Below are 26,244 nucleotides of genomic sequence, written 5' to 3' on the forward strand. Positions count from 1 at the left end.
AACCGATGTCGATGCTCACACGGCGGCGTTCTGAGGCACGCCAGACGGCGCGCGATCTCGCGCCGAAGCGCCCGCGCACGCGGCGCCGGTCATTCTGGATCGGCGTGGCGTTCGCGTCGCCCTTCATCGTCGGGTTTCTCGGGCTGTTCGCGTACCCGATCCTCGCGTCGGGGTACTACAGCTTCACCGATTTCAACCTCTTCCAGTCGCCTGACTGGGTCGGGCTCGACAATTACGAGCAGATGGCGAACGACGACGTGTTCTGGAAGTCGCTCGCCAACACGCTCGTGCTCGCCGTCATGGGTGTGCCCCTCACCATCGCCATCGCGCTGGGTGGGGCGCACCTGCTCAACACTCCTATCAAGGGGCAGCCGCTCTACCGGGCCGTCATCTATCTGCCCTCGATCATCCCGATCGTCGTCGGAGGCTATCTCTGGCGGTGGCTGCTCAACACGCAGTACGGCTTCGTCAACTACTTCCTCTCGTGGTTCGGCATCTCAGGGCCCAGCTGGCTGCAGGAGCCCGATTGGACGAAGCCGGCGATCGTGCTCGTCGTGCTCTGGACGGTCGGCGGCACCATGATCATCTACCTCGCCGCGCTCAAGGATGTTCCGCACGAACTCTATGAGGCGGCATCCATCGATGGTGCTGGCCCGTGGCGTCGCTTTCTCAACGTGACCTGGCCGACGGTCTCGCCTGTCACGCTCTTCCAGGTGATCGTGTGCCTCATCGCGTACCTGCAGATCTTCACCGAGCCATACGTGCTCGCGCAGGAACGCCTCAACAACATCAGCTCCGGCCCCGACCAGTCGATGCTGACGTATGCCATGTACCTCTACCAGAATGCGTTCGTGTACCTGAAGATGGGCTACGCCTCCGCCATGGCCTGGGTGCTGTTCATCGTCACGCTCATCGTCACACTCGTTGTGCTGGCCTCGTCGAAACGGTGGGTGCACTATGGCTCAAAGTGAAACGCAGATCATGACGGATGCCGCGTCGCCGCGCGAGCTGCCGGCGACCAGGCGCACGCCGAAGATTCTCCGTCGGCTGCGGCAGCACGGTCTCGTCATCGCTCTCGCGCTGGTCTTCATCTTTCCGCTCTTGGTCATGATCTCGACGGCGCTCAAGTCTCCGCAGGATGTCTTCAGCTCACCGCCGACGCTGATCCCCAGCGAGTGGACGTTCAACAACTTCGCTACAGCGTTCGATCAGATTCCCGTGTGGCGCTACCTCGGCAACACCATGCTCGTCGCGGGGCTCAGCGTTCTCGGCACGGCGCTGTCGTGCCCACTCGTCGCGTACGCGCTGTCGAAGGTGCGCTGGGCGGGGGCGAAGCCGCTGTTCATCATGGTGCTCGCCACCATGATGCTGCCGCCGCAGGTGACGCTGATTCCGCTGTTTCTCATCTGGAACGGCGTCGGCGCGACGAACACCTATCTGCCGCTCGTGGTTCCGGCGTTCCTCGGCACCCCGTTCTTCATCTTCCTGATTCGGCAGTTCCTCATGAATGTGCCCGACGACCTTCTTGAGGCGGCGCGGCTTGACGGGGCATCCGAGCTGCGCACCTATGCCACCATCGTGCTGCCCATCGCCCGGCCGGCGATCGTCACGGCGGCGGTCTTCCAGTTCGTGTGGGCGTGGACCGACTTTCTCAACCCGCTCATCTACCTCAACGACGAGTCGACGTACACCCTGTCGATCGGCCTCTATGCGTTCTTCGGCGAGAACGACGTGGCGTGGGGCCCGCTCATGGCCGCGTGCACGATGTTCACCATTCCAGCGCTGATCATCTTTCTCATTGGCCAGAAGTTCTTCATCGGCGGCATCAGCGCAGGAGCTATCAAATGACACACGACACCATCGCCCGGCTCGAGCACGGCTTCATCGCCTCGGTGCAGGCAGACGACGGCAGCCCGCTGCGCGACAGCCGCATGATCGCGGCGCTCGCGCAGGCGACGGTGCTCGGCGGTGCCAACGGGCTGCGCATCAACTCGCCAGAAGACATCCGCGCGGTGCGCGAGATCACCGATCTGCCGATCATCGGCCTGCACAAGGTGCCGGGCGAGAACCGCGATGTCATCACGCCGCTCGTCGAGCATGCCATTGCTCTTGCGCAGGCCGGTGCCGATATCATCGCCCTCGACGTGTCGCGCGAGCTGCGCGGCGGCGACCTCTCGATCATCGGTGCGGTGCGCGAGCTCACAGGCCTGCCCGTCATGGCCGACGTGTCGACGCTTGACGAGGGAACACGGGCGACGGATGCCGGTGCCGACGTCGTCGGCACGACGCTGTCGGGCTACACCCCGTATACGCACGGCGACACCGAAGCGCCTGACTTCGCGCTCATCGAGCAGCTCGTCGCCCGCGGCATCCGTGTCATCGCCGAGGGCCGCCTGCGCACCCCCGCCGACGTGGTGCACGCGCTCTCGCTCGGCGCCTATGCAGCGGTGGTGGGCCGCGCCCTCACAGACCCCCTCATCACGTCGGCCCGCTATGCGAGGGCTGTCACGGAAGCGCGTTCGGCAGCGGCATCCCGTGCTGTCTCGGGCAGTTAGCCGCGGCGCGCTCCGTTCCAAAAACCCCGAAGGCCTCCAAGACTCGGCTGTGAAGTTTTCCCGCCCAGACTCGAATTTCGTGCGCGACGACGCGGCCGTACCAATCACTTTCGTGAGCGCGTCGCCTCCTACCCGGCTCGGGTTGAGACTCGCTCAGTAGGATGGCCGCGATGAGCGCGAACGTCGTTCGCGCGTCGCAACGTTGATGTGCGCGACCGAGAATCTAAGCGGCCGTGACGGCCGAGAACGGATATCCCGTGCGAAGTGACATTGGTGCTGTCGTGTTCGACTGCGATGGAGTGCTCGTCGACAGCGAAGTGCTGTCGTTGACGATCGGGCAGAAGGTTCTTGCCGACCTGGGGTGGGAAGCCGAGATGCCCACGCTCGTCGAGACATTCATGGGATGCTCGCACGAGTACTACATCGCGCAGATCGAGAAGAACATCGGCCGCACGCTCGAGCCAGACTGGGCTGTGCCGTATGACCCGTGGTACGAGAAGGCGTTCGCAGAAGACCTTCGTGAGATCGAAGGCATCTCGCACGCCCTCGACCGCATTGAGCTCCCCACGGCGGTGGCGTCGAACAGCATGCACGAGCGCATTCGCTCGTCGCTCACGACTGTCGGTCTCTTTGACCGCTTCGAGGGGCGCATCTGCAGCGCAGAAGACGTGCCGAACGGGAAGCCGGCGCCCGATGTCTACCTGAAAGCAGCCGAAACGCTGGGCGTGGCACCGGAGCGTTGCATTGCTGTGGAAGACAGCAAGTTCGGCGTGCAGGCGGCGCGTGCAGCGGGCATGACCGTGCTCGCCTACGAGACCGACATGACGCCCTCGGGCTGGTTCGACCGCCCAGACATCACGGTCTTCCGTTCGATGGCCGATCTCCCCGCCCTCGTCGACGAGCTCTCGAACTAGCGCGTCGCTGCCGTCAGGACCTCATCTCGACGACTGTGTCTGCCCTCAAGTGACGCGGTGCGCCGCGGCATCCTGTTGCCTGCCGCGGCGCATGCCGCAATCGTTACTGCGTGCTCCGAGACCCGAGGCTGTCGTGCACCACACGCCCGGCCTGAATGACAGTGCGCGGGCGGTCCGCGTCGACGAGGGCATCGATGTCGTCGAGGGGGTTGCCGTCGAGAATGAGCAAGTCCGCGACAGCATCCTCGGCGATGATGCCCAGGTCGGGCCGCCTGATCAGGCCGGCTCCCACTGAGGTCACCGACGTCAGCGTCTCGAGTGTGCCCAGAATCTCGGCCTGCAGCCGCAGGCCGTTCAATTGTTCCTCTTCGAGCCCGCCGAGCAGATCAGAGCCGTAGGCGATCTTCACGCCAGCGCCCCGCGCGAGCTCAATCGCCCGCTGCCCCGAGGCGAATACCTCTTTGTTCTTCTGCTGCGCAGTCTCGGGGAGCCCGAGCTCGGCACCACGGCGCCGCATGGCGTCGTACGCGATGAGGGTGGGCACCAGCGTGCTTCCGGTATCCGCCATCGCTCGTGCCGCCTCGGCATCCATCAAGTTGCCGTGCTCGATCGACCTCACACCGTTCGCGACGGCGTGCTGCACTGCCTCGGCCGAGTAGGCGTGCGCTGCAACATAGCTGCCTCGCCGCGCGGCCTCATCGGCCACCGCCTGAATCTCGTCAGCCGAGTACTGCGGGATCTCGAGCGGGTCGACGGGCGAGATCACGCCGCCCGACGCCATGATCTTGATCGCGTGCGCACCGGTGCGGAACCTGTCGCGCACCACGCGGCGCAGATCGGCAACGCCGTCGACGATCTGATTGGAATGCCCCCCGCAGAAATCCAGCTCCATCTCGTCGGAACGCGGGTCACCATGACCTCCCGTCTGGCTGAGCGCCGGCCCGGTATAGAGGTATCGCGGGCCCTCGATGACGTGCTTATCGAGGGCCATCGCGAACCCCTTATCTCCCCCCGCAACATCGCGCACCGTCGTGAACCCGCGCCGGAGGGCGGCGCGCACCCGCGTCGCACCGACAAGTGCGACGTAGCTCAGCGGCGCGTGATCGTTGAAGAACCCGTTGAGCGTGATGCCGTATGCGTGAAAATGCGCATCGATGAGCCCCGGCATGACGACGCGCCCCCCGGCATCCACAACCGTCTCACCGCTCGAAGCACCCCCAATTGTGGCGATGCGGCCACCGCGCACCTCGATGGTGCCCTCGACGAGGTCAGGCGATGTGCCGTCGAACACGAGAGCATTGGTGATCGTCAGATTCCCCGTCATCCTTCTGCACCGCTCATGACACGGAACGTCTGGCCGATGCCGACGACGCCGTTCATGAGCTCCCCCAATCGGCCGTTCGATTCCGCGCGGAATGGGTTGTCGACCCACCGCTGGTATGCGGCTTCGTCTGGCCACAACGCTGTCACGAGCACACGTCCCGAGCCGTCGGTGGCGACGGAGATGTCCGTCGCGACGCCGCCGGCCTCGGCCATGGCGCGCTGCAGGATCTGCTCCCTCTCATAGGCCTCGAGGATGCTGTCGATGCGATCCAGCGGAACATCGAACGTGAGAATCGTGCGGATCATGAATTTCCCCTTCTTTCGTGACCGAAATGCCGTGCGTGCCGTGCTCAGATGGCGTCGACGGTAGTGACGCTGCCGTTGTCGCCCACCATGAACCCGTAGTCGCCGGGCGCGCAGCGTGTGTACTGTTCCCTTGTCAACACGATGATGGTCTCGTCGAACGGAGCAACGAGCTCCTCCATCACCTCGAACGTGTGCGGGTTCACGACGCGGCCGAGCACGGTTCCGCCTGGAACGACGGAACCGAGAGTCTCGGGGCCGTAGTCAGAGATGACGGCCCCGCCCGTCGTGGGACGCAGCGTGACGAGCTTCGTCATGACCTTCTGCTCGGGCGGGTCGACCGGGTCGCCAGGCAGCATGCCGACGGCGCGCAGCACGTTCAGCGTTCCGGCCACCGAACGATCGAGAAAGTCGGTGGTCAGCTGCCCGCCACCTCCCAGCTCGCTGACCATCGCCGGTTTTCCAGCCGAGAGCATCATCTCTGCGGAAGAACCGGTGTATGGGTCGTGGTGGTAGAGAAGCGACGTTCCATAGTTGCGCGCCAGAATCTCGGCGCCCGAGTGAACGTATGCGTAATCGACTGTTGAATACAGGCCGCTGCTATGGAAGTCGATGAAGTAGTCAGCGCCCTCCTGAATCTCGACGAGCGCCGCAGCGAGTTGCTCGGTCAATGAGCCTCCGGCGTCCCCGGGGAAGATGCGGTTGAGGTTGAGACCATCCTGCGTCGTGTGACGCGTCATGCTCTCGTAGGCGTACGGATTGCTGACCGGCACGGCGACGAGCGTGCCCTTCAGCTCGTTCTCGTCGACGGCCTCCACGATGCGCCTGACCGCTTCGACCGCAGTGGCTTCGTCACCGTGGATTCCGCCGAAGATCAGAAAGCACGGGCCCGGCTCACGTCCCGTGATGGTGTGAATGGCCAGCGAGATGTCTGCGCCGGTTGGCATCGTTGTGATGTGCCTGTAGTCGAGTGAGCGAGATGCAGTTGTACCCATGATTCTCCTTCGTATCTGGTAGCGGGTGTGTCGGTGTGAATGCCGCCGCCGAAGCGGCGGCCCGTCGTCACCGTGACGACGTGAGCGCGGATCGTTCCCCGCGCAAGAGGAAGAGCCCGGCGACAAAGGCGATGATCAGCGACAGAGCGATGAGCAGAGCGGCCAATGCGGCGAGCGTTGGATCTTGGTACTTCTGCATGTAGGTGAACATCCAGACCGGGAGCGTTTCCTGCCCCGGCTTCAGCAGAAATACAGTCATGTCGACTTCATCGAAGCTGACGATGAATGCGAACAGCCCCGCGGCGATCAGCGAGGGCCGAATCGCGAAGAGCGTGGATGCCCGGAACGCACGCAACGGCCCGGCACCCAGGTCGCGGGCAGCGTCGTCGAGTGTCGCGTCTGTGCGCGACAACGCCGAGGTCACGACGATGATGACGAAGGGCAGCGTGACCACCACGTGCATGGCAATGATTCCCGCGACGCCGTCGAGCACGCCTGTGACGTTCAGAAGCAGAAAGGCAGCCAGACCGATCGTCACCTTCGGCACCACCATGGGCGCGAGGCTGAGCACCGAAACACCGCGAAGAACGAGGCTCCTGTACCGGTGGAAGCTCACGCTCGCCATCGTTCCGATGATCAGCACAATGACCGTCGACCAGATGGCGATGAAGACGCTGGCATACGTGGCTTCGGCGAGCCCGTCTTGGCTGAGCAGGTTCGTGTACCACTTCGTCGACCAGCCGGGGATAGGCCAGGCGCCATAAGATGCCGACGAGAACGACGAGATCACGATGATGACGAGGGGCGAGAGAACGAAGACGTAGACGGCGACCAGCCAGGTTCCCAGACCCGCTTTGATCCCCTTCTCTCCGGGAGCGGCAGTGACACCCTGCGCTCCTCCTACTTGCGCGCGTCGCTGCGCGAGCGTGAACAGGCCGAGCACGATCACCGCGAGCACAAGCAGCACGATGCTCGTCACCGCAGCCATCGGCCACTGCACTGTATTGACGTCGCTGTACACGAGAGTCGCGAGAACCGATACGCGACCTCCGCCAAGAAGCGACGGGGTGGCGAACGAGCTCATCGACAGCGCGAAGGTGATCTGCGCTCCCGCGATGATTCCCGGAAGAATCAGGGGGAGGATGACGCGGCGGAATGTCGTCCAGGGCTTCGCACCGAGGTCCATGGCCGCATCGCGGAGAGCCCCATCGACTTGGCCGAGCGAGCTGAGGATCGGGAAGACGACGAATGGCAGAAAGATGTGCACGAGCGCGATGACCACGGCGGGCCGCGCATACAGCATCTCCAACGGCGGCAGGCCGACGAGCCCCACCGCCCAGTTCACGATGCCTTTCTGGCCCAGCAGCAGGCTCCAGCCGTACGTTCGCGCGATGACGCTGGTCATCAGCGGTGCGAAGACGATGAAGATCCCGACGAATCGCCACGTCGAGCTCTTCGTGCGATGCAGTCCGTAGGCCGTGGGGACGGCGATCACCGTCGAGATGACGGCGCTCAGCGCGGCGATGAGGAATGTCTCGCCGACCGCCGCGAGGCGGCTCGTTGAGGTGAAGAACGCTGCCCAGTGCGACGCCGTCGCCTCCGAGCCCGCGTTCATGTCGGTCTGGAACGACTGATCGACGAGCAGCCCGATCGACCCCAGAAAGAGCGTCAGCAGAAGCAGCGCCGATGGCGACGCAAGCGCTAACCCCACCCACCGAGGCCGGTGAGATGCCCCTGAGGCCGTCGGCGCCGCGCGCCGACGCGCCGGTGCCGAGATCTGTGCAGTCATTTCAGCCTCGATCTCAAATCTTCGAGACGATGTCGCTGTTCCAGCGCTCGGTCCACTCCGCCTGGCTGGTTCCGACAATGTCGTAGTCAATCTCCATGAGGCCGTCGACCGTCGACTGCTGGAACGCGGGAAGGTCGGCCAGTGACGCGGGTGTCTCTGACTTCTCGTTGGCTGGAATCTCAATGGAGGTTTCCGCCCAGCGCGTCACCCACTTCGGCGACAGCATCTCGTTGATGATGTCCTGACAGACTTCCTTCTCGTCGTCGCCCTGGTCGGCGACCGACTGCAGGAACACCGGTAGCGGAATGGCGCCCTCTTCGGGAACCACGTACTCCAGTGGCGCGCCCCCGTTGATCCACTGCTGGCCCGTGCCCGCGAAGTATGAGGTCAACGGAGCTGTTCCGTCGCTGAGAACGTTCATGTACTGCGGATTCGACTCCACGATCAGTTTGATCTGATCGGCTCGTTCTTCCCAGAGCTCCCACCCCGGTTCCATGTTGTCGAGCCCGCCCCCGTTGGCGAGTGCCGCTGTGTACACGGCGTACCACGGGAAGTTGAAGAAGCTGACCTGTCCCTTATAGGCGGGGTCCCACAGCGACGACCACGACGCTGGTTTGCTTCCCAGTGCCTCCGGGTTCATGAGCAGACCGTATTGATCTGTTCCGATTCCGATGCCCAGGGAGTCGTCGCGCTGAAAGATCGATCGAATGTCGGCGGCGTTCGACATGGCTGAGTAGTCGAGCGGCTCCCACATCTCGTCGCCGATGCCCTGGATCGAGGTGTTGGTGTTGAAGAAGCCCATGTTCACGAGGGGCTTCTCTGGGTCGGCCTTGCGCTGCGCGAGCATCTTTCCGTAGCCCACCGAGTTCGACTGCTCATAGAACTCGATTGAGACGTTCGGATTGCTCTCCATGTACTCCTTGGCGAACTCCTTCGGCATCTTTGCCAGGTCACCGCCGAGAAACACGAACATCGTGATCGAGAGCTTTTTTCCTCCGCCGCTGCTCCCGCTTCCGCCCTGCTCGAACGGCGACGAGCACGCGCTCAGCGTCGAGGCTGCGGCAAGTCCGGCAGCTCCAACGAGAAAGCCTCGTCGTGACAGCCGGCTCCGAATAGCATCCAGACTCTGTTTCCCGGTGTTGTCGTTGTAATCCATGATCGATCCCTCAATTCGCATTGCTTCAACGGCTCAACTCGACGACGGCGTCGGATGGCCACCCAATTTCTACGTTCTCTCCCACGCCCGCATGGAAGTCAGAGATCGCGGGTCGCTCGACGGCGATCGTCGCGCCGCCGTCGATGCCGACGCGATAGCTCACCCGTGACCCGCCGAATGAGACGTCGGTCACCGTTCCGGCGAACCGATTCTCGAGCCCGGCGGGAAGCGACCCGCCGATCTGAATCACCTCGGCTTTGACGGCGACGGCTCCCTGTTCGTTCGACATCCCCGTGCCCCGGGGAAGTTCGTTGTTCTCGATGACGTTGGTGTCACCGACGAATGATGCGACGAATCGACTGGCCGGTTTGTTGTAGACCTCACGTGGCGACCCGACCTGCTCGATCGAACCGTTGTTCATGACGGCGATCGAGTCTGACATCGTGAATGCCTCGTGCTGGTCGTGCGTGACGTAGATGAACGTTGTTTCGGAGTCTTTCTGGATGCGCTTGAGCGCACGCTGCATCTGCACGCGCAGCTTCTGATCGAGTGAGCTCAGCGGCTCGTCGAGCAGCAGAACGGCCGGTTCGTTCGCCAGTGCCCGTGCGATCGCGACGCGCTGTTGCTGGCCGCCCGAGATCTCATGAGGATGCCGGTTGGCCAGAGCCGCGAGCCCAACGAGCTCGAGCTTCTCGTCGACGATCCGACGGATGTCTTCGCGTCCGCGCTTGTGCGCTTTGGGGCCGAACGCCACGTTCTCTGCGATTGTCATCTGCGGAAACAGCGCCAGGCGCTGGAACACGAGGTTGGTCGCTCGTTTGTGCCCGGGAGTATCTTTCACTGCCTGCCCGCGAATCGAGATGTCCCCGGCGGTGGGCTCATCGAGCCCAGACAGCAGCCGCAGCAGAGTCGACTTGCCGCACCCCGACGGGCCAAGCAGCGAGAAGAACGATCCGCGCTCGACCTGCAGGTTGATATTGTCCAGCGCCACAACGTTGCCGCCGAACACCTTGCGCACGTTTCGCGCATCGATATCGATCTCAGTCGACATGCGACACCTCCCGAGCAAATGTCACGTGATCAGTCGGAAGAGACGACAGCGCTGCCGCTTCCTTCATGAGTAGCTTGGCTGCTTCGTCAGCGACCTCCGGCCGGAACCGCGCTGCGGGGCCGGCCACCGAGACTGCGCCGACTGCCGTGCCGTCTTGCCCGATGATCGGAACGGCCCTGCACCGCAGCCCGGGTGCAAATGTCTCTTCGTCTTTCGTGTATCCATCGGCGATCGCCTGTCGCAGTTCGTCATCGAGCTCGTCGAGGCGCGGGCTGTTGTCGTCGCGTTCCCACGCCGTGGCAAGTTCGCGCTTCCGCTGTTCGGCCGACCGCGACAGAATCGCCTTTCCCAGAGCGGATGCCGTCGGCGATACCTGTTCGCCGACACGGTGAACCGCGCGAAGCGGATGCTCCGATTCGGTGCGCGCGACGATCACGATGCGGTCGCCGATGATGAGGCCGCCGGTCACGCTCTCACCTGTTGCCTCTGTGATGCGCGTGGTCGCTGCCTCGATCCGCTGCGGGGTGTGCAGCTGTGCGCTGACGACGACAGCCATTCGCACAACGCGTCCACCGGGCAGGTACTTCCCGTGACCGTCTTGCACGAGAAAGTCCCATTCCTCGAGGTTCTTCACAAGGCGAGACGTCGTCGAGATCGGAACGCGTGCGCGCTCTGAGATCTCGGTCATCGTCAGTGGTGCGTCATCAGCGATGACGGCAAGCTCGAGCAAATCGAGGATCCGACCCATGTAGCTGGGCTTTGGACTTCCACTGAGTGCAAGTCCCTCTTCATTGAGTGCAACTCCCATACCGGGACACTAGGCAACGTCCGCGGCGAGTGTCAAGCATTTCTCAGATTAAATCGACAGCGTGACCCGTTCGACGCACCTCGATCACCACGCGAGGCGCGATCGGCAATCACAACGTTTGACCGCTCACGAAGGCAACTCTTCTGAGCACGCACGCTGATCAGTCCGCGTATGGGCACGCATCTCGAGGTCGCGAAGTGCTCGGCACAGCGGCCGCAGAGCCACCTGGCCCAGAGCACGCGAAAGACCTGAGAGCACCGGGTTTCTTCGATGGGCGTGCTGGTGTTCAGCCCTCGCTTCGAACGGCGAGCAGCCCCGCTTGACGATAGATGCGTCGCAGGTACTCGAGAAGCTCCTCTGGAGATATCTCTCCGGGCTGAAGCAACCGGTACAGCAGGGAGCCGACAGTCATATCGATGAGACTCTCGACATCGGTATTCGCCGGCAGGTGTTTCTCGGCGACGGCCTTGTGAAGCATGGGGATAGCGACGTTTCGTCGAGGAACGATGTGATTGTCCCAGAACGCCACCATGATGCCCGGGTGCGTGAACCGGGAACCAAATGCCTGCGCGAGAAGCGCTCGGTACTCGAACGAGGCCATCGTGTGTGCGGCTGCAGGGAGCGCAGCCTCAATGAGCGACGACATCTGTGCAAAGCTCATCGCCGGGTCAAGATCGCGTGCCTCCGCACCGGGAGAGGCACGACCCGGCATGTCGCCGGAAGCGGACTCCACAGCTGCCGCAAGAAGATCTTCGCGAGATGACCATCGACGGTACACCGTCACCTTGCTCACCCCGGCCGTTCGCGCGATTTCCTCCATGCTCGCGGCCGCGATGCCGCGCTCTACGAGTAGCTGACGCGCGGCACGAAGTATCGAGTCGTCAGCGGCAGAACTGCGCGGACGCCCTGTGCGCGTCATTTCCCGATTCCGAACCAGGAGTCGAGCATGTCACACATCTGTCTCTCATCAACCCCGCGCCACGCCAAATGCGCGTCGGGCCGCACAAGCCACGTTTCGGCCACAGCATCCGTCCTCTCGAGCACGACCGCGAGCTCATTCAGCAGGGGAGGCACTGCGTCATCGCGACCGCCGGGTGGGCGAAGAATTGCCCACGTTCCGCCCAGACACGCATGCAGAGAGGTTGTCGCACCGTCGGCGTCGCGGGACTGCACATCATCGACACGAGCTCCGGGCCGTGGCCGGGGCCCGAACCGTCGCCCCAGCGGACCACGGTGGTATGACACCCACATCTGCGATGCCGCCCACGTGGCCTTCCGCTGCACCACGGGCAGCCCAAGCAGCGGTGCCATCACGCGATCACGCACGAATCGACCCACAACACTGCGTGTGACGTCGATCGCCGTCACCGCCGAGGTGCCGCGTAGCACGTCCTTCGCGAGCGGGCGCCGCTCTGCTTCATATGTGTCGAGAAAATCCGCGCTGGCACGGCTGCGCACGACTGCCGCGAGCTTCCAGGCCAAGTTCTCGGCATCTCCGAGCCCGGTCAGCATGCCCTGTCCGCCAAACGGTGCATGAGCGTGCGCCGCATCCCCTGCCAGAAAGAGACGCCCGGCCCGATAGGTATCAGCCAGCTTGCGGTGAACCGTGAACTGGGAGAGCCATTCGGCGTCACCGATTCGCACATCCGGTCGATAGCTGCGCTCGGGAAGAATCTCACTGATTCGTTGCAGAACCTCGGCCTCGGAGATCGGCGCCGAGGATCCCGCACTGCCATCAGGATCGTATGCAAGAACGCGCCAGAGGTCGCCGGAGGGGTCAGGCATGGGCATAACGCCAAGCAGGCCAGACGGATGTATCCAACCGGTCGTACCTGAACGATCAAGATCCCAATCAAGATGCACATCAGCGAGGAGGAACCTCTCCGAGAGGCGGACTCCCGGCGCACCGATGCCCGCCGACTTGCGCACGGTAGACGACGTCCCGTCACAGCCAACAAGCCAGCTGGCGTGAAGCTGTTCTCCCGAGCTCAACTCTGCGACGACATCGTCGCGACTCTGGGTGACCGTCGTGACGTGGGACTCCCATTCGGGTTCCACACCGAGCTCCGCCAAGCGGCGGCGGAGCTCACCTTCGACCCGAGCCTGCGAGATCACCATCGGGGGAGCCGCTGTATGCATTGCGGGATTACCGAACTGGAGTCTGGCCAAAGGGCGCTCTCCCAAGTACGAGGTGACAGACATCGCTCGCTTCGATTCGTCAGGCAGCGCCCCGAGTGCGCCAAGACGAGAGAGCACCTCAGATCCTCGAGCGTGAAGAAAGTTGGCACGCGATGCCGTAGACGCTCGCGGCGCTCGGTCCACGACTCGCACGTCCACGTCTGCCATCCGCAGTCCACACGCGAGAGCCAGTCCGGTCGGGCCCGCCCCGACCACGAGAACCTGCGTCATCACACCCTCAATGACTTACTGTACGGTATCGTTCAGTAACACCATACACCCCGCGGAGTATCGCCGCGATCGAGAGATGCTCGTGATGATCAGATCGCGGTCGACGTCTGAGCTCAACGGCTTGTTGCCGGCAGGTTCACGCTCTTCGCCACCGCGAGTGAAAGAGCTTCTCGGTGTCTGCGACCGCTGAAGGGCCTCGTCATTACCGCCGGGATGACTGGCTCACCTACGCCCGTGCGCCGCACGCGACTTGCGGGATGCAGCATCCTGACGGCCGCGTGCTCGTCGTCATGCATTCGACGCTCATGCGCCTGTTGATCTGCCACCTGCTGGTTTTCGATCTCGACCGCTACCGTGCCCTGTTCCCCGGTGTCACGAATGCGGCGCTCACGGCGTTCACCCTCACTCCGGGCACCGACCCGCAGCTGATGGCCTTCAACGTTCCGACCGACACGCGCGCGCCTCGGTTGATTCTGCTCCACCTCGATAGACAGTGGGCCCCAGGCTGCGACGCTCAGTTCGCCGCTAGAACGCGCTGCTGACCCAGTTCAGACAGAACACAATCCAGGGGAGCGCAACGATGTCGATCAGCATCGCCCCGGCGAGCGGCACAATGAGGAACGCCCGCGTGGATCTCACGCCGAACCGCGCATTGAACGCATCCATGTTCGCTATGGCGTTCGGCGTTGCTCCGAGACCGTGACCGAGCATCGCCGCGACCATCGTCACGGCGTCGTAGCTGCGGCCGAGAATGCGGAAGAGCACGAACCAGACGAACGCGAGGATGAACACGAGCTGCACGGCGAGAATCGCGATGAGCGGCAGAGCGAGTGCGAACAGATCCCAGATCTTCAGGCTCATCATCGCCATCGTCAGGAAGAAACCGAGGCTGACACGCGACACCAGTTCGACAGCGCCGTCGTGCATGCGGAACGCCTTCACCTTGTCGTTGACGTTGCGCGCGATCACCGCGACGAGCATCGCCCCGACGTAGCCGGGCAGCACGAACCCCGTGACCTCGCTGAACCAGTCGCCCAGCAGAAGGCCGAGCACAACGATCACACCGATGACCGCGAGCGTGGGGATGACCTGCTTGTAGCTCGCCTCGTCGCGTGTCTCGCCAACAGACTCGACACTGCTATCGGTGTGGCTCGGCACGGCGACACGGTGGCGCTTCATCAGCCCGACCGCGACCGGGCCGCCGAGCAGGCTTCCCGCGACGAGGCCGAATGTGGCGGAGGCGATCGCGACAGCTGCGGCGCCGTCAGCGCCCAGTGACTCGGCCGTCGGCCCGAACGCCGCCGCTGCTCCGTGCCCGCCCTCGAGGCTCACGGCGCCCGCCATGATCCCCAGCAGCGGGTCGATGCCGACAACCAGTGCCATGCCGATGCCGATGAGGTTCTGTGCGATCGCGAGCCCCCAGCACGCCGCGACGTAGATCAAGAGGAGCTTGCCGCCCTTCTTGATCAGGGCGAAGCTGCCCGCGAGCCCGATCGTGGTGAAGAACATCACCATCACCGGCGATTGAAGCGTGGTGTCGAGTTCGATCGTCGCGGCACCGGTCTGGCGAAGCGCGAGCACGACAAGCGCGAAGGCAAAACCGCCGACAACGGGCCCGGGGATGCTGAAGCGACGGAGGAAGCCAATGTGCGCGCACGCGGCTTCACCGAGCAAAAGCAGCAGAATCGCAAGAGCCGAGGTCTGGACGAGGTCGAGTTCGAGATTCACGTGGCTTCCGTTCGCGTGACGAGATGATTGATGATGCGTGCCGCGACGCGAGCCGTGCGGCCGTCGAGGTCGAGGTCGGGGTTCAGTTCGGCGACGTCGAAGAGCGCAAGCTTCCCCGACTGCGCGATCGTCTCGACGATGGTGAGCACGGTCTCCACCTGCACGCCGAGGGCCGCGGGGGCGCTGACACCCGGGGCGATCCAGCCCGGAAGGGCGTCGAGGTCGAGAGTGAGATAGACATCGTCAACGTCGGCGAGAAAAGACTCGAGATGATTCCGGATGCCGCTGGCGTGGGCTTCCGTGCACTCGAGATCGGTTCGGTACGTGACTCCCCACTTGTCAGCGGTGTCGAAGAGCGCACGCGTATTGCTGGTCTGCGCGATGCCCAGCACCGTGTACGCCAGCTCGCGGCCCGCTTGCTTCTCCGCCTGCAGCATCTGCAGGAAGCCGGTGCCGGACGTCGCCCGCTGTGCCGCGCGCAGGTCGAAGTGCGCATCGATGTTCACGACGCCGAGCCGACGAGTCGGGTCGGTGCGCACGGCCGTGAGGCCGAGGTAGCTGCCGAAGGCAACCTCGTGGCCGCCGCCCAGCACGACGGGCAGATGCCCTGCGCGCACGACTTCGGCGATGCGCGTGGCGAGCGCGCTGTGGCCTCCCTCGAGATCGGTCCCTTCCACCGTGACGTCGCCCGCTTCGTAGAGGGCGGGAAGATCGTGCGCGGCGAGCCCGGCGAGCGCACCGCGCAAAGATGCAGGTCCGCGCTGCGCACCCGTGCGACCGTGATTGCGACGAACGCCCTCGTCGCTCGCGAAGCCGATGATCGCGACTCCGGGCTCCGCGCTCTCGGCGAGCGGCCGGATCACGGTGTGCCACCGATCATGCTCCGGTCCGTCGCCGTCTCGTCTGCCCGACCAGAGTCCGCTTCTGTCGGTCATGCTGCACCTCCGCTGAGTTCGCGTGCGGCTTGCCGCACCATTTGCACGTAGTGCGCACCGCGCTGCGTCGCTCGATCAACCGGGGCCATAACGGTCACCGTGCCGACCACGTTCTGTGCAACATCGCGCACGACGCTACTCGCACCCCACACACCCTCGTCGAGCTCACCCTGTGAGATCGCGACGCCGTCGGTGCGCGCCTTTTCCTGGGCGGCTTCAAGAGCGGCAATCGCCGCGGCATCCAGACCATGCTCGTCGTAGGCCGCGCGACGGGCCTCGTCTGACACGTGCGCCAGCAGGGCAAGTGCCGTCGCTCCGCGCACGAGCGGCTGGGTCGCGCCCTTCGTGTAGCTGCAGCGCAGCACCCGCGTCCCCTCCGACACCTCGACGCAGAGGGCGTGGCTGCCGTGGGCGACCATGAACGCCGCGAACTCGCCGGTGTCTTCCGTGAGGCGATCGAGCCGCGCGCTGATCGCGGTCTGCATCAGCGAACGCTCCCGATAGCGCTCCGCGAGCGGCACGACAGCGGCGCCCGCTGAATACGTAGCACCGTGATTGCGCTGCACGAGGCCGCGCAACGTGAGCTTTCCGAGCATCCGGTACACCGTGCTCACTGGCAGGCTGAGCGACGACGCCAGATCTTCTGCTCGCCACCGCTCGCTTTCTCCGAACAGCGCCAGCAGCGCGAGAGCTCGATCAATCGAGCCATCATCGTCAGCCATGCGCACCCCCTCGTGAGACGCCACCTCGCGAAAAGGGACGTCATCCACGCAAAACCCTAGAAGCGGCGCACGATCGCCTCGTGCCATCTTTCTCACTCACTGCGAATGTAGCGAGAATCGGTGCCGCACTCGCACTCGAAACCGGGGTATTCTGCAGGCCGGGAAGAGTGATCATCGGGTGCCAGGAAGACACGGTGTGTCCCGGTGTCGGATGCTGGCGGCATACTGTCACGACAGAGGTACTCATCGAGCGAAGGACGACAATGGGGCGCTTCCAGATTGTCATCGACTGCACTGACCCCGAGCTCCTCGCGCGCTTCTGGGCCGAGGCTCTGCACTATCAGCTTGAGCCGCCACCCGAGGGTTTCGACGATTGGAACGACTACTGGCGCAGCGTCGGCGTTCCCGAAGACGAGCTCGGCGTCGACTTCGATTCAATCGTCGATCCGAGCGGTCAGGGCCCGCGCATCTGGTTTCAGATCGTGCCCGAGAAGAAGTCGCTGAAGAACCGACTGCACATCGACGTTCGAGCAAGCGGCGGCCGCAGCACCTCGCTGCGCGAGCGCAAGCAGAGCGTCGATGCCGAGGCCGAACGCCTCACCGCACTCGGCGCCACTGTGACGCGCGTGGTCGACCGCGAGGGCGTCGACCACTACGCCATCGCGATGCGCGACCCCGAGGGCAACGAGTTCGACATCAACTGACCACCGACCGCCCGTACGCGACTGCTCAGCTCACGTCGTGCGGCTGCGAGGAGGCTGTCGTCAGGTGAGGATGCTCGACAGGCTCGCTGTAAAGAACTCACTGCTCGCGCCCGATTCCAGCAGCGTCGCCAGGTTCTCCGGGTCCGAGAGCACAGGGATGAATTCGCCCAGCACGTCGCGAAAGACCTGCACATCGTCAGATGCGACGGCGAAGAGCACAACGATCCGCACCGTCGATTCGCCCCACGGGATGCCGCGGCGGGCCACGAGCACCGAGATCGCCGACCGGTGAGCGTCTGCCTGCATCGAATGCGGAATGGCGAACTGCCCGCCGAAGGCCGTACTCGACTTCGCCTCGCGCGCTTCGACCGACTCCAGAAAGTCACGAGGCACGGCGCGCGCATCGACCATGCGCCGGCACATCAGCGCGAGCGCCTCGTGCTGACCGACGCTATCGACGCTGTGAAAGAGCTCGGGTTCGATGAGCTCCATAATCCGCGAGCGGAGCCGCTGCTTCGCCATCTTCTTGCGACGGCTCTTGACAGCATCCTGAACCCTCTCACCATCCTCTTCACCCAGCAGCGGGCTGACCAGAACCGTGGGAACCGTGACAAGCCCCTCGAGATCGATCGTCGACACGACGATGTCTGACGCGATCTGCTCCCAATCGAAATCCAGCGCAGTGACGACCTCCACAACGACGCCCTGACCGGCAAGGCGGGATGCTACCGAGTCAACGATCCGAGAGCGCCCCGCTGCGAACGGCGACACATCGACGACGGTCACGGTGACGAGCGGCCCCTTCTCGAGCTGCTTCTGAACCTGAGTGCCCAGGTGAAATGCCAGAAAGTCGATCTCATCGGCAGCAACCTCAATGGATGCCTTCTCTTCCACACGCTCGGCGAAATACAGCGCGACCTCATACACGAGCGGGTGCGCGTTCTTGAACGTTTCACCAAGAGGGTTGCGCGCCTGAATGCCCTGCGACGAGCGCTCTCGAAGGCGCCAGACGTGAAGGGCGATGCCGCGAACCGCGCTCTCATCGTAGAGATCGAGAAGGTAGAACTCTGAGACGTCGCGAAGGGCATCGCGAACGATCGTCACAATCTCGGCTGGCACGCCGACGGCGTCGGCTATGGGGTCGTAGTGCTTGACACGCGACGCCACGAGCTGAGTCAGACGCTGTGCCTCCGACTCGGGCAACATCACGCCGAAGTTCTCGTGCACAATCTCTGTCAGCTCAGCCATGAAGGCGGAATGCGCATCGGGCAGCCGCGGCCTGCTGGTCTGAAGCACCGGGATGCGGTGCCCAAGCCGAACCCGATCTGCCGCTATCGTGACATGCACCAACACGTCGTTCAGCGAGTACTCGTCGATCTCCCACCCGAGATTCGTGATGCATTGTTGGATCTCTTGCGAGGTGACGCGCAGGTCGTAGTCACGGTATGCCTCGACAAATTCACGCATCATCTGCGGTGTGAACCCGCGCCCGGCGTCGAGAAAGAGATATTTGACGAGGCTGCGCTTCTCACGCTCATCCCCCTCGAGCACAACGAGCTCACGGTCGCGCCGAATCGTGAGTCCGTGCAGACGGAACAGTTCCCGAGCACGGGTCAGATCGGCTTCGATCGTTGCAGGGCTCACATAGAGGGTGTCGGCAAGATCGTAGATGTCGGTCGCCACATCTGAGTAGCTCACGAGATGCCTTGCGATGAAATAGAGACGTTCGCGAGGCCCTCTGCCGTTGCCGGTTGCCGTCGCGGGCCCGTGCGCCCAGATCTCGTGCGCCGAGCGGTCGAGAACATAACCGCGATGCGACGAGTGGATCACCCGTCGCCCCGCGCTGCGATTGATGTCGGCGACAAACTGACGGATGCTGCGGGTCGACACTCCCAGCAGCTCAGCGAGCTGCGTTCCGGGCAGGGCCGAATCAGCATCTCTCACCAGCCGCACAAGCTCGGATCGCCGATCAGTCATGAGCCACTTCGCCTCCGTCCGAGAGATCGTATCCCGGCCCGCAAGCCTTTCCCAGGAGACCGCTTCCTGCAATCCGGAAGGTGACATATTGGCCCCCTGTTCCGGCACACACAATGCTGGATCGTAGCGAGGCACTCTCGGCAACGAGGCACTCTCGGCAACCACGAACACCAGACGACATCGATGTCAGGGGGACTACGACGATGATCACAGAATTGCTGACCCGCGAGACGTTGCTCGCCGACGTCACATGCGACAGCTGGGAGGAACTCGTCGACATTGCCGGCGCTCCGCTTACCCAGAGCGGAGCAGTGACTCCCGAGTTTCTTGAGTCGATCAAAGAGACGGTTGCTCGATACGGCTCGTACATGGTCGTCATTGACGACATCGCCCTCTTTCACGGTCGTCCCGAGGCCGGAGTGCAACGGATCGCCTTGAGCCTTGCTCTCCTGACACAACCGGTGTACCTAAACGAGGCACGAATTAAGGCCGCGTTTGTTCTTGCCGCCACCGATAACGACAGCCACATCGACCTTATGCGGGAGCTCGCCTCGGGGCTTGGAGACGAGGGCCTGCTGCGCCTTCTGCGCGAGAACGGTTCGCCCGACAGCATCCTGAACGCCCTCACACGATTGGAGCAACTCGATGAAAAGCCATGAGTACTATGACGTCGTATCCCAGCAGCTGCAGAAGCAGTTCGACGAGGAAGCCACCTCGATTCAGGAGGCCGCAGAGCACTGTGCACAGTCCGTCCTCGATGACCGCGTCATCCATGTCTTCGGATGCGGTCACTCGCAGATCTTCGCCATGGAGGTGTTCTATCGCGCCGGCGGGCTGGTGCCGGTGAACGCACTTCTCACCCCGCACCTCGCACTGTTCCCGAAGGCGAAGCTCAGCACGTACCAGGAGCGCCTCGAAGGGTTCTCGCAGGAGTACCTTGCGCTCGAAGATACAGACCCGCGAGACACGATGATCATCGTCTCGATTTCCGGCCGCAACCCGGCAGGGGTCGACATGGCGCTCGCCGCCCAGGAGATCGGCATGAAGGTCGTGGCTCTCGTGTCGGAAGAGTTCGCCAGCTCAACAGCGTCCCGCCATTCGAGCGGAAAGAACCTCAAGGATGTCGCGGATGTGGTCGTAGACATCAAGTGCATCAGTGGTGATGCCGTTCTCACGGCGGAGGGCCTCGACGGCCGCTTCTGTGGGACATCGACGGTGCTCGGCGTCACGGTGATCGAGTCGATCATCGCGCAGACCGTGCAGAACTGCGTCGATGCCGGCACGACACCGCCGATCTACGTCAGCGCAAACCTTGACAAGGGCGATGCCATCAACGCGGGCCACATCGCGAAATACTCACACATGATCTCGGGCCTCTGAGCCCGAAGAAACGGAGCACAATCATGAAAATCGTGTGCGTCTGCGGTCTCGGCATGGGGTCAAGTCTGATCCTCAAGATGACCGTAGAGAAAGCGATGCAAGCTCTCGACATCCCCAGCGAGGTCGAGCATCAGGCTGCCGGAACAATGAGCGGCGGGGACAGCGATCTGATCGTTGCCTCCCCTGATTTCGCTGACGAACTCTCTGGATACGACAACGTGGTCTTCATTCGGAACATCGTGAGCGTCGACGAGGCGAAGGATGCTGTGAAGGCATTCCTCGACCAACGCGACGCACGCTAAGTCCTCGTGAATCCCCCGTGTCATTAGACATAAGGACCCCACCATGGAACTACTGAATTTTCTCGTCGAGGTCGTCAAGACGCCTGCGCTGATCCTCGGATTCGTCGCACTTGTCGGTCTCGCCCTGCAACGTAAGAACGGTGCCCAGATCTTCGCGGGCACCGTCAAGACAGCGCTCGGCATGATTGTTCTCACTGCTGGAGCCGGGCTCATCGTCACCGCGATCAGCCCCTTCGTCACGCTGTTCCAAGAAGTGACGGGGCTCGCCGGATTCGCGACGGGCAGTGAGTTGATCTCTGCCGCAATGCAGAAGAGCATCCCCGCCATCGCCAGCACGTCGGCGGTGATTCTCGCCGCTGGCTTCCTCGTCAACGCAATCCTTGCGCGGTTCACCCCGTTGAAGTACATCTTCTTGACCGGGCACATGATGTGGATCGCCTCGGTCATGATCGCTTACAGTCTCTACACCGCTGGGTTGGACGAGATGTGGACGATGATCCTCGGCTCCGTCATCCAGGGCGCGCTGCTCACGCTGCTCCCCGCCATCGCGCAGCCGATCATGCGTAAGGTCATCGGCAGCGATGACTTCGCGCTCGGCCACCTGACGACGCTCGGTACCGTGCCGTCCGCGTATATCGGCGGACTCGTGGGCAACAAGTCGAAGAGCACGGAAGACATCAAGGTTCCCAAGGGGCTTGCGTTCTTCAAAGACACGGCCGTCTCGATCTCCGTGGTCATGCTTGTCTTTTATCTGATCATCGTCATCGCTGCGGGTCCCGACCTCGTCGGCGAGTTGTCTGACGGAACCAACTACATCCTGTTCGGGCTGCTTCAAGCGCTTGGTTTCGCGGCCGGCATGCTCGTCTTGCTGCAGGGAGTTCGCATGTTCCTGGGCGAGCTCGTCCCAGCTTTCAAGGGCATCTCAGACAAGCTGGTGCCCAATGCAAAGCCAGCGCTCGACGTTCCAGCGATCTTCATGTTCGCACCGAACGCTCTGATGATTGGCTTCGTCACAGCTGTGGCCGGGATGCTCGTCGGAATGATCGCGTCGTCGCTAGCATTTGGCGTGGTTCCGCTCGTGTCGATCATCGGTGCGTTCTTTACCGGCGGAGTCTCGGGAATCATGGGCAACGCCACCGGTGGGCGTCGCGGCGCGGTCGTTTCCGGCTTCGTCTACGGCTTCCTGCTGATCTTCCTGTCCGGTCTCACCTACATGCTCTTCGATCACTTCTCGGCGGTCGGCGCAGAGGGAACGGGACACGACACAATCGACTCGATGCTGACGATGCTGGCGTTCCAGACGCCGTGGGTGGGAATGGTCATCCTCGTCGCCGCCTACGTGCTCATGTCACTGTTCGAGGTGCGCCGCACCCGCAAACTGAAGCGGGCCGCAGCAACTGAACCAGCGTCCAGCGAGTCAAGCAACTAGGAGAGCAATCTTGCCAACACGAGAAGTCGTCATCGGTTCGTCCGTCGGACTACACGCCCGCCCCGCATCGGACCTCGCGCGGAACGCGAAAGAGAGCGGGCATACGGTGAAAATCGGTCGCCCTGGAGAGACCGCTGTCGATGCACGCAGCATCCTCGCCATCATCTCTCTTGGGGTGAAGAAGGGTGAGCGTGTCTACCTTGACGTGGAGGGCGAGCACTCGGAGGACGTGCTCAACTCTCTGTCGGAGATGCTGACGAACTCCGAGTAGACGATCCGGAGAGCAAGCTGGGGTCCGCGCACAATGTGCGCGGACCCCAGCTTGTCGCCTAGGCGACGGTTCAGCGCACGGTGCAAAGCTATCGGGCTGACTCCCCGTCGACCTCGGCGAACAGTGCTTCGTTGATCAGGATGCGCGCTTCTGGGCTCAGCACCCGATCCCGGTGACGGGCGCTCGACCGCACCCCCACGTTGCCGAGAACGTCCCACAGGTCATTCCACACCTCATAGACCTCGCCGCTCCCAATTCCGCTGCCGTCGCGATGCGCCCAGCCCAGCTCGGTCAGAGTCCGCGCCACCGCGTTGACGTCGATATCTCCGTCGGTCGTCGCCATGTGTACGAGAACGACAACCGACGCGTCGGCGTCGAATTGCGGCTCGTCAGGTACGAGAGTATCGGCCAGGTACCGCCACAACCCGGCCGGGTCGCCCAGCAGGGCGCGCGCCGCCCGCGAGAGACGCAGCGTTCCCTTGTACTTACGGAGCAGGCCAATCTCTTTGAGATACTCACGAAAGGACAGCACCGGATGCACGTCAATTTCCCGCGTCACCTTAAAGATCCAGTACTGCATGGTGGGCATGACCTCCGCGAGCGCACGAACGTCGGCAGGCTTCAGATATCCGGATGCAGTCAGCGGCAGCCCGTCTCCATCGGCCCATTCGAGCAGCCACCGGTAGGCGGTGAGCGCCGAACCGTAGTCGACGGGGTCGCTCATAACCTTCAGCGTCGATATCTCGACGGCCCGGTCCCGAAACGCTGACCCGACCGTTGTGCCGTCCAGCGTATTCAGCACGTCGGTGAGCACCGGGTGCAACCGCCACGTGACACGACGATGACGCACGGACCCGGCCCCGGGCGGTACGCCACGTGGTCGGTGGAATGCAGAGGTCACATCAACTCGATTCGCTGAAGGTCGCAGATCATCGCTTCAAGCGCACTCACTACAAGGGTGACACAGGCATGAAGAAAGAGCCCGCCCACCTCCTCCCACGGCGAACATCGCGGCAAAGCCTATTCGTCGTTGAGGCGTTGGACAGGGATGAACTCCGCGAGCGGCCGTGGATCTCGGGTTATGTCATATTCGCGCAGCAATGCGATGTACTGACGCTTATCGATAGCCCAGTCGTAGCTCTCGGCGACCGCTTCCGCGTCTTGTGCGGCGAGAAAGACGAGGTCCGCGAGCAAGCGTGTAGTACGACCGTTCCCGTCAACGAAGCTGTGGATACGAACAGTTTCGGCATGCACAGCAATTCCGAGCTCTCGAGGTGACCAGTCGTCAGTGTGCTCCCACCGGTAGCGAATAGTGCCGAGCGATTCCTGTAGTTCGACTCCGATGTATGCGGGGTCGACACCGATGTTCTGGTCGCGCGTTCGGTATCGTCCAGCCCATATCCAAAGGTCCCCGTAAAGCTGCTGGTGCAAGTCACGGAGGAAGGCGTCTGTGAGCAATTCTTCGAGGACAAGTTTCCCCTCAGCGATGTCTTCAAGAAGCGCAATGCTGACCTCGTCGTTTACCGCTTGCTCGGCCTCGTAGAGGTCTATCTTCTTCGGATGAACGCCAAAGACCTCGCGCGCCCGCGGAGTCAGCGCATCAGCTTCGTCCGGCTCTAGCGGAGTTTCACCGTAGCCGGGATCAACTGTCATCGCACGTGCGGTTCGCGCGAAGCGAGAAATCGGTCGACAGCTTCCGAACGCGGGAGACCGCTGGGAACCGCACGGTTCTCAAGGGCGGCTGAAGCTCGAGTCGAACGGATGGCGGCACGCCGAAGCGCCTCTGACGTCACATTCTTGCGTTTCATTGGTCCACCTCCACCGATCCTCAATTCCTTACTATTCTACCGGTGTCCCACTTATATCGCGATACTGACAAAGTCACAGCTTGGTCGAACCACAAGCGTCAACGAGGCGGACTCACCGGCGGGAGAGCAGCGACGTCACCCGCAGACGGCCCGAGTGGATCCAGACGTCTGAGTATTCGATCGGGCGGTCATCCGACAGATACGTCACCTGCTCGAGATACTGCACCGGAGAGCCGGTCGGCAGATCGAGATACTCGGCGACACTCCCCTCGGCGGCTCGCGCACTGAACGTACGCCGCGCAGACGAGATCTTCAGCCCGAACTGGCCCTCAAGCGTGCCGAACAGACTCGCCGTCGAGAAGTCCACATCCACAATTCCCGGCGCAAGGTCGGCACGCACATAGTTGTACAGCAGCGCCACCGGACCCTCAACGGTACTGCGCCGACGCACCAGCTTCAACACCGAGCCCCCACGCCCCACATCAAGCAGCGCGGCAATCGGGCGTGGGGGGTCGATCAGCGTCGCCTCGATGACCTCGGCCGTGGTCTGGATTCCCTGCTTTGCGAAATCCTCAGTCAGGGTGCTGAGCTTCTGCGCAATCGCCGGTTCGATCGTCGTCGACGTCACGAAGGTTCCGCGCCCGCGCACCTGCTTGAGCAGGCCCTCCTCGATCAGGGTGGTCATTGCGCGACGGAGCGTCCCACGGCTCACCCCGAGTTCACGCGCGAGTTCGGGTTCGCTCTTGAGCCGGTAGTTCGCCGGCCACTCCCCCGATGCGATCCGCGATCGAAACTGGTTCGAGATCTGCGCGTGAATCGCCACCGGCAGTTCGCGTTGGATCTCAGACCCGCTACTGACGGCGTGTTCCCCCACAGTCTCTCCTCACTCTTCGGCTACTAACAAGTATCACCGTCTGCCCCTCAGAGTCGAGGCAGACGGTGATCCTCTCGCACTTAGTAGCTTGTCGTGCTCTCGGTGCCGGTGTCGCTGATGATCGCCATGCCGGCGCTCGTTCCGAGAAGCACGGCCCCCGCATCGATCAGTCCCAGCGCCTGGCTGTACGTCTTGATGGATCCCGATGCCTTGACCTTCACTCCGTCTCGAGCGCGCTCGACAAGATATCGGATGCTGTCAGGGTTCGCCGTCTCGACCTGGCCGCTCGAGGCGTTCTTGAGGAAGGCGGCTCCGGCTTCCATCGCGAGCTCCACGGCGGTCTCTTTCTCAGAGTCCGTGAGCAGCGGAAGCTCAAGCATCACCTTGATCGGGATGCCACTGGCCTTCACGACGCCGGCGATGTCGTCGCGGAATGCGTCGTACATTCCGCTCTTGAGCCACCCCACCTGCACGCCGATGTCGAGCTGCGTCGCGCCCAGCTTGGCGATCGACTCGGCTTCGGCAGCCTTTCCGGCGCTGGTCATGACGCCGACGGTCGGGAAGTCGAGTGCCGTGGCGAGCTCGACTCCCGTTCCGGCGAGTTCGCCGGCAACCTCACGGACCCAGGATGCGGGAATCATCGCAGCATTGAAGCCGTGCTCAATCGCTTCACGGGCGTGCGCGATCATCGCGTCGCGCGTGATGCCCGTCTCGATCTTCGTGTGCTGGATGTACGGTGCGAGCTCCGCCGGTGACAGGGTCGCTGTGCCGGTCGCAGTGGTGTCAGTCATATCTATCTTTCTGTTGTGTG

At 63.2% G+C, this 26,244-nt stretch carries 28 protein-coding genes; 11 read left to right on the forward strand and 17 right to left on the reverse strand.

Going from position 1 to position 26,244, the window contains the following annotated elements; translation table 11 throughout:
• The first annotated feature begins 5 nt into the window (after window positions 1-5).
• From OK352_RS16900 to OK352_RS16915, 4 genes are all read left to right on the forward strand, one after another.
• On the forward strand, window positions 6-971 hold the full coding sequence (locus OK352_RS16900) for a carbohydrate ABC transporter permease (RefSeq protein ID WP_265142699.1): 966 nt from the start codon (window positions 6-8) through the stop codon (window positions 969-971).
• Window positions 958-1,848 carry a carbohydrate ABC transporter permease gene (locus OK352_RS16905; protein WP_265142700.1) on the forward strand — a complete coding sequence of 297 codons (891 nt, stop codon included), beginning with the start codon at window positions 958-960 and terminating at the stop codon, window positions 1,846-1,848. The genes OK352_RS16900 and OK352_RS16905 overlap by 14 nt, the downstream gene beginning before the upstream one ends.
• Window positions 1,845-2,555, forward strand: a complete 711-nt coding sequence (locus OK352_RS16910; protein WP_265142701.1) for an N-acetylmannosamine-6-phosphate 2-epimerase — start codon at window positions 1,845-1,847, stop codon at window positions 2,553-2,555. Before OK352_RS16905 ends, OK352_RS16910 begins: the two co-directional genes overlap by 4 nt.
• Before the next feature lie 257 nt (window positions 2,556-2,812).
• Window positions 2,813-3,469: an HAD family hydrolase gene (locus OK352_RS16915; protein WP_265142702.1), complete on the forward strand. Its 657-nt coding sequence runs from the start codon at window positions 2,813-2,815 to the stop codon at window positions 3,467-3,469.
• A gap of 103 nt (window positions 3,470-3,572) precedes the next feature.
• Here OK352_RS16915 and OK352_RS16920 read toward each other — a convergent pair whose 3' ends face one another.
• The 9 genes from OK352_RS16920 to OK352_RS16960 form a co-directional block, all read right to left on the reverse strand.
• Window positions 3,573-4,793, reverse strand: coding sequence for a metal-dependent hydrolase family protein (locus tag OK352_RS16920; RefSeq protein WP_265142703.1), 1,221 nt, complete (start codon window positions 4,791-4,793; stop codon window positions 3,573-3,575).
• The gene (locus OK352_RS16925; protein WP_265142704.1) at window positions 4,790-5,098 is read right to left on the reverse strand and encodes an antibiotic biosynthesis monooxygenase family protein; all 309 of its coding nucleotides are present in this window, start codon (window positions 5,096-5,098) and stop codon (window positions 4,790-4,792) included. Before OK352_RS16925 ends, OK352_RS16920 begins: the two co-directional genes overlap by 4 nt.
• 44 nt (window positions 5,099-5,142) lie before the next feature.
• Window positions 5,143-6,090: a succinylglutamate desuccinylase/aspartoacylase family protein gene (locus OK352_RS16930; RefSeq protein ID WP_265142705.1), complete on the reverse strand. Its 948-nt coding sequence runs from the start codon at window positions 6,088-6,090 to the stop codon at window positions 5,143-5,145.
• Between the two features lie 67 nt (window positions 6,091-6,157).
• Window positions 6,158-7,879 (reverse strand): ABC transporter permease, encoded by a 1,722-nt coding sequence (locus OK352_RS16935; protein ID WP_265142706.1) that lies wholly within the window; start codon window positions 7,877-7,879, stop codon window positions 6,158-6,160.
• 13 nt (window positions 7,880-7,892) lie between these two features.
• Entirely contained in the window at window positions 7,893-9,035 is a 1,143-nt protein-coding gene (locus OK352_RS16940) for an ABC transporter substrate-binding protein (protein ID WP_265142707.1), read from the reverse strand.
• 25 nt (window positions 9,036-9,060) lie between these two features.
• Complete coding sequence (locus OK352_RS16945) at window positions 9,061-10,086, reverse strand: ABC transporter ATP-binding protein (RefSeq protein WP_265142708.1); 1,026 nt, start codon at window positions 10,084-10,086, stop codon at window positions 9,061-9,063.
• The gene (locus tag OK352_RS16950) at window positions 10,076-10,894 is read right to left on the reverse strand and encodes an IclR family transcriptional regulator (RefSeq protein ID WP_265142709.1); all 819 of its coding nucleotides are present in this window, start codon (window positions 10,892-10,894) and stop codon (window positions 10,076-10,078) included. The genes OK352_RS16945 and OK352_RS16950 overlap by 11 nt, the downstream gene beginning before the upstream one ends.
• Before the next feature lie 286 nt (window positions 10,895-11,180).
• Entirely contained in the window at window positions 11,181-11,813 is a 633-nt protein-coding gene (locus OK352_RS16955) for a TetR/AcrR family transcriptional regulator (protein WP_265142710.1), read from the reverse strand.
• A complete protein-coding gene (locus OK352_RS16960; protein ID WP_265142711.1) occupies window positions 11,810-13,303 on the reverse strand; it encodes an FAD-dependent monooxygenase in 1,494 nt (497 codons plus the stop codon). Before OK352_RS16960 ends, OK352_RS16955 begins: the two co-directional genes overlap by 4 nt.
• 173 nt (window positions 13,304-13,476) lie before the next feature.
• On the opposite strand from OK352_RS16960, the gene OK352_RS16965 reads away from it, so the two are divergent.
• The gene (locus OK352_RS16965; protein ID WP_265142712.1) at window positions 13,477-13,845 is read left to right on the forward strand and encodes a histidine phosphatase family protein; all 369 of its coding nucleotides are present in this window, start codon (window positions 13,477-13,479) and stop codon (window positions 13,843-13,845) included.
• On the opposite strand, the gene gltS is transcribed toward OK352_RS16965, so the two are convergent.
• The 3 genes from gltS to OK352_RS16980 are packed head-to-tail and all read right to left on the reverse strand — an operon-like array spanning window position 13,829 to window position 16,688.
• Window positions 13,829-15,031 (reverse strand): sodium/glutamate symporter, encoded by a 1,203-nt coding sequence (gene gltS, locus OK352_RS16970; RefSeq protein ID WP_265142713.1) that lies wholly within the window; start codon window positions 15,029-15,031, stop codon window positions 13,829-13,831. The two genes, OK352_RS16965 and gltS, sit on opposite strands and share 17 nt — an antisense overlap.
• Complete coding sequence (gene hutG, locus OK352_RS16975; RefSeq protein ID WP_265142714.1) at window positions 15,028-15,966, reverse strand: formimidoylglutamase; 939 nt, start codon at window positions 15,964-15,966, stop codon at window positions 15,028-15,030. Before hutG ends, gltS begins: the two co-directional genes overlap by 4 nt.
• Window positions 15,963-16,688 carry an IclR family transcriptional regulator gene (locus OK352_RS16980; RefSeq protein WP_265142715.1) on the reverse strand — a complete coding sequence of 242 codons (726 nt, stop codon included), beginning with the start codon at window positions 16,686-16,688 and terminating at the stop codon, window positions 15,963-15,965. Before OK352_RS16980 ends, hutG begins: the two co-directional genes overlap by 4 nt.
• A gap of 263 nt (window positions 16,689-16,951) precedes the next feature.
• Here OK352_RS16980 and OK352_RS16985 point away from each other — a divergent pair, with 263 nt between their 5' ends.
• Window positions 16,952-17,392 carry a VOC family protein gene (locus OK352_RS16985; RefSeq protein WP_265142716.1) on the forward strand — a complete coding sequence of 147 codons (441 nt, stop codon included), beginning with the start codon at window positions 16,952-16,954 and terminating at the stop codon, window positions 17,390-17,392.
• A gap of 60 nt (window positions 17,393-17,452) precedes the next feature.
• Here the strand turns inward: OK352_RS16985 and OK352_RS16990 are convergent, their stop codons facing one another.
• The gene (locus OK352_RS16990; RefSeq protein WP_265142717.1) at window positions 17,453-19,369 is read right to left on the reverse strand and encodes a BglG family transcription antiterminator; all 1,917 of its coding nucleotides are present in this window, start codon (window positions 19,367-19,369) and stop codon (window positions 17,453-17,455) included.
• A 203-nt stretch (window positions 19,370-19,572) separates the two neighbouring features.
• On the opposite strand from OK352_RS16990, the gene OK352_RS16995 reads away from it, so the two are divergent.
• Genes OK352_RS16995 through OK352_RS17015 form a run of 5 tightly spaced genes read left to right on the forward strand, consistent with a single transcriptional unit; the run spans window position 19,573 to window position 22,751 of the window.
• Window positions 19,573-20,028: a PTS sugar transporter subunit IIA gene (locus OK352_RS16995; RefSeq protein WP_265142718.1), complete on the forward strand. Its 456-nt coding sequence runs from the start codon at window positions 19,573-19,575 to the stop codon at window positions 20,026-20,028.
• Window positions 20,015-20,749, forward strand: coding sequence for an SIS domain-containing protein (locus tag OK352_RS17000; protein ID WP_265142719.1), 735 nt, complete (start codon window positions 20,015-20,017; stop codon window positions 20,747-20,749). Before OK352_RS16995 ends, OK352_RS17000 begins: the two co-directional genes overlap by 14 nt.
• Before the next feature lie 23 nt (window positions 20,750-20,772).
• Window positions 20,773-21,051, forward strand: a complete 279-nt coding sequence (locus OK352_RS17005) for a PTS sugar transporter subunit IIB (RefSeq protein WP_265142720.1) — start codon at window positions 20,773-20,775, stop codon at window positions 21,049-21,051.
• A gap of 43 nt (window positions 21,052-21,094) precedes the next feature.
• Window positions 21,095-22,480, forward strand: coding sequence for a PTS ascorbate transporter subunit IIC (locus OK352_RS17010; protein ID WP_265142721.1), 1,386 nt, complete (start codon window positions 21,095-21,097; stop codon window positions 22,478-22,480).
• Window positions 22,481-22,490: 10 nt separating this feature from the next.
• Entirely contained in the window at window positions 22,491-22,751 is a 261-nt protein-coding gene (locus OK352_RS17015; protein WP_265142722.1) for an HPr family phosphocarrier protein, read from the forward strand.
• An 88-nt stretch (window positions 22,752-22,839) separates the two neighbouring features.
• Here OK352_RS17015 and OK352_RS17020 read toward each other — a convergent pair whose 3' ends face one another.
• The 4 genes from OK352_RS17020 to deoC all read right to left on the reverse strand — a co-directional run bounded on the left by OK352_RS17020 (window position 22,840) and on the right by deoC (window position 26,224).
• Window positions 22,840-23,652, reverse strand: a complete 813-nt coding sequence (locus OK352_RS17020; protein ID WP_265142723.1) for a hypothetical protein — start codon at window positions 23,650-23,652, stop codon at window positions 22,840-22,842.
• A gap of 119 nt (window positions 23,653-23,771) precedes the next feature.
• Window positions 23,772-24,404, reverse strand: a complete 633-nt coding sequence (locus OK352_RS17025; RefSeq protein WP_265142724.1) for a Fic family protein — start codon at window positions 24,402-24,404, stop codon at window positions 23,772-23,774.
• 267 nt (window positions 24,405-24,671) lie between these two features.
• The gene (locus tag OK352_RS17030; RefSeq protein WP_265142725.1) at window positions 24,672-25,433 is read right to left on the reverse strand and encodes a GntR family transcriptional regulator; all 762 of its coding nucleotides are present in this window, start codon (window positions 25,431-25,433) and stop codon (window positions 24,672-24,674) included.
• A gap of 80 nt (window positions 25,434-25,513) precedes the next feature.
• Window positions 25,514-26,224 carry a deoxyribose-phosphate aldolase gene (gene deoC / locus OK352_RS17035; protein WP_265142726.1) on the reverse strand — a complete coding sequence of 237 codons (711 nt, stop codon included), beginning with the start codon at window positions 26,222-26,224 and terminating at the stop codon, window positions 25,514-25,516.
• Window positions 26,225-26,244: the final 20 nt, after the last annotated feature.

It is taken from the genome of Microbacterium sp. MPKO10 (genome assembly GCF_026107415.2).
Lineage (GTDB): Bacteria > Actinomycetota > Actinomycetes > Actinomycetales > Microbacteriaceae > Paramicrobacterium.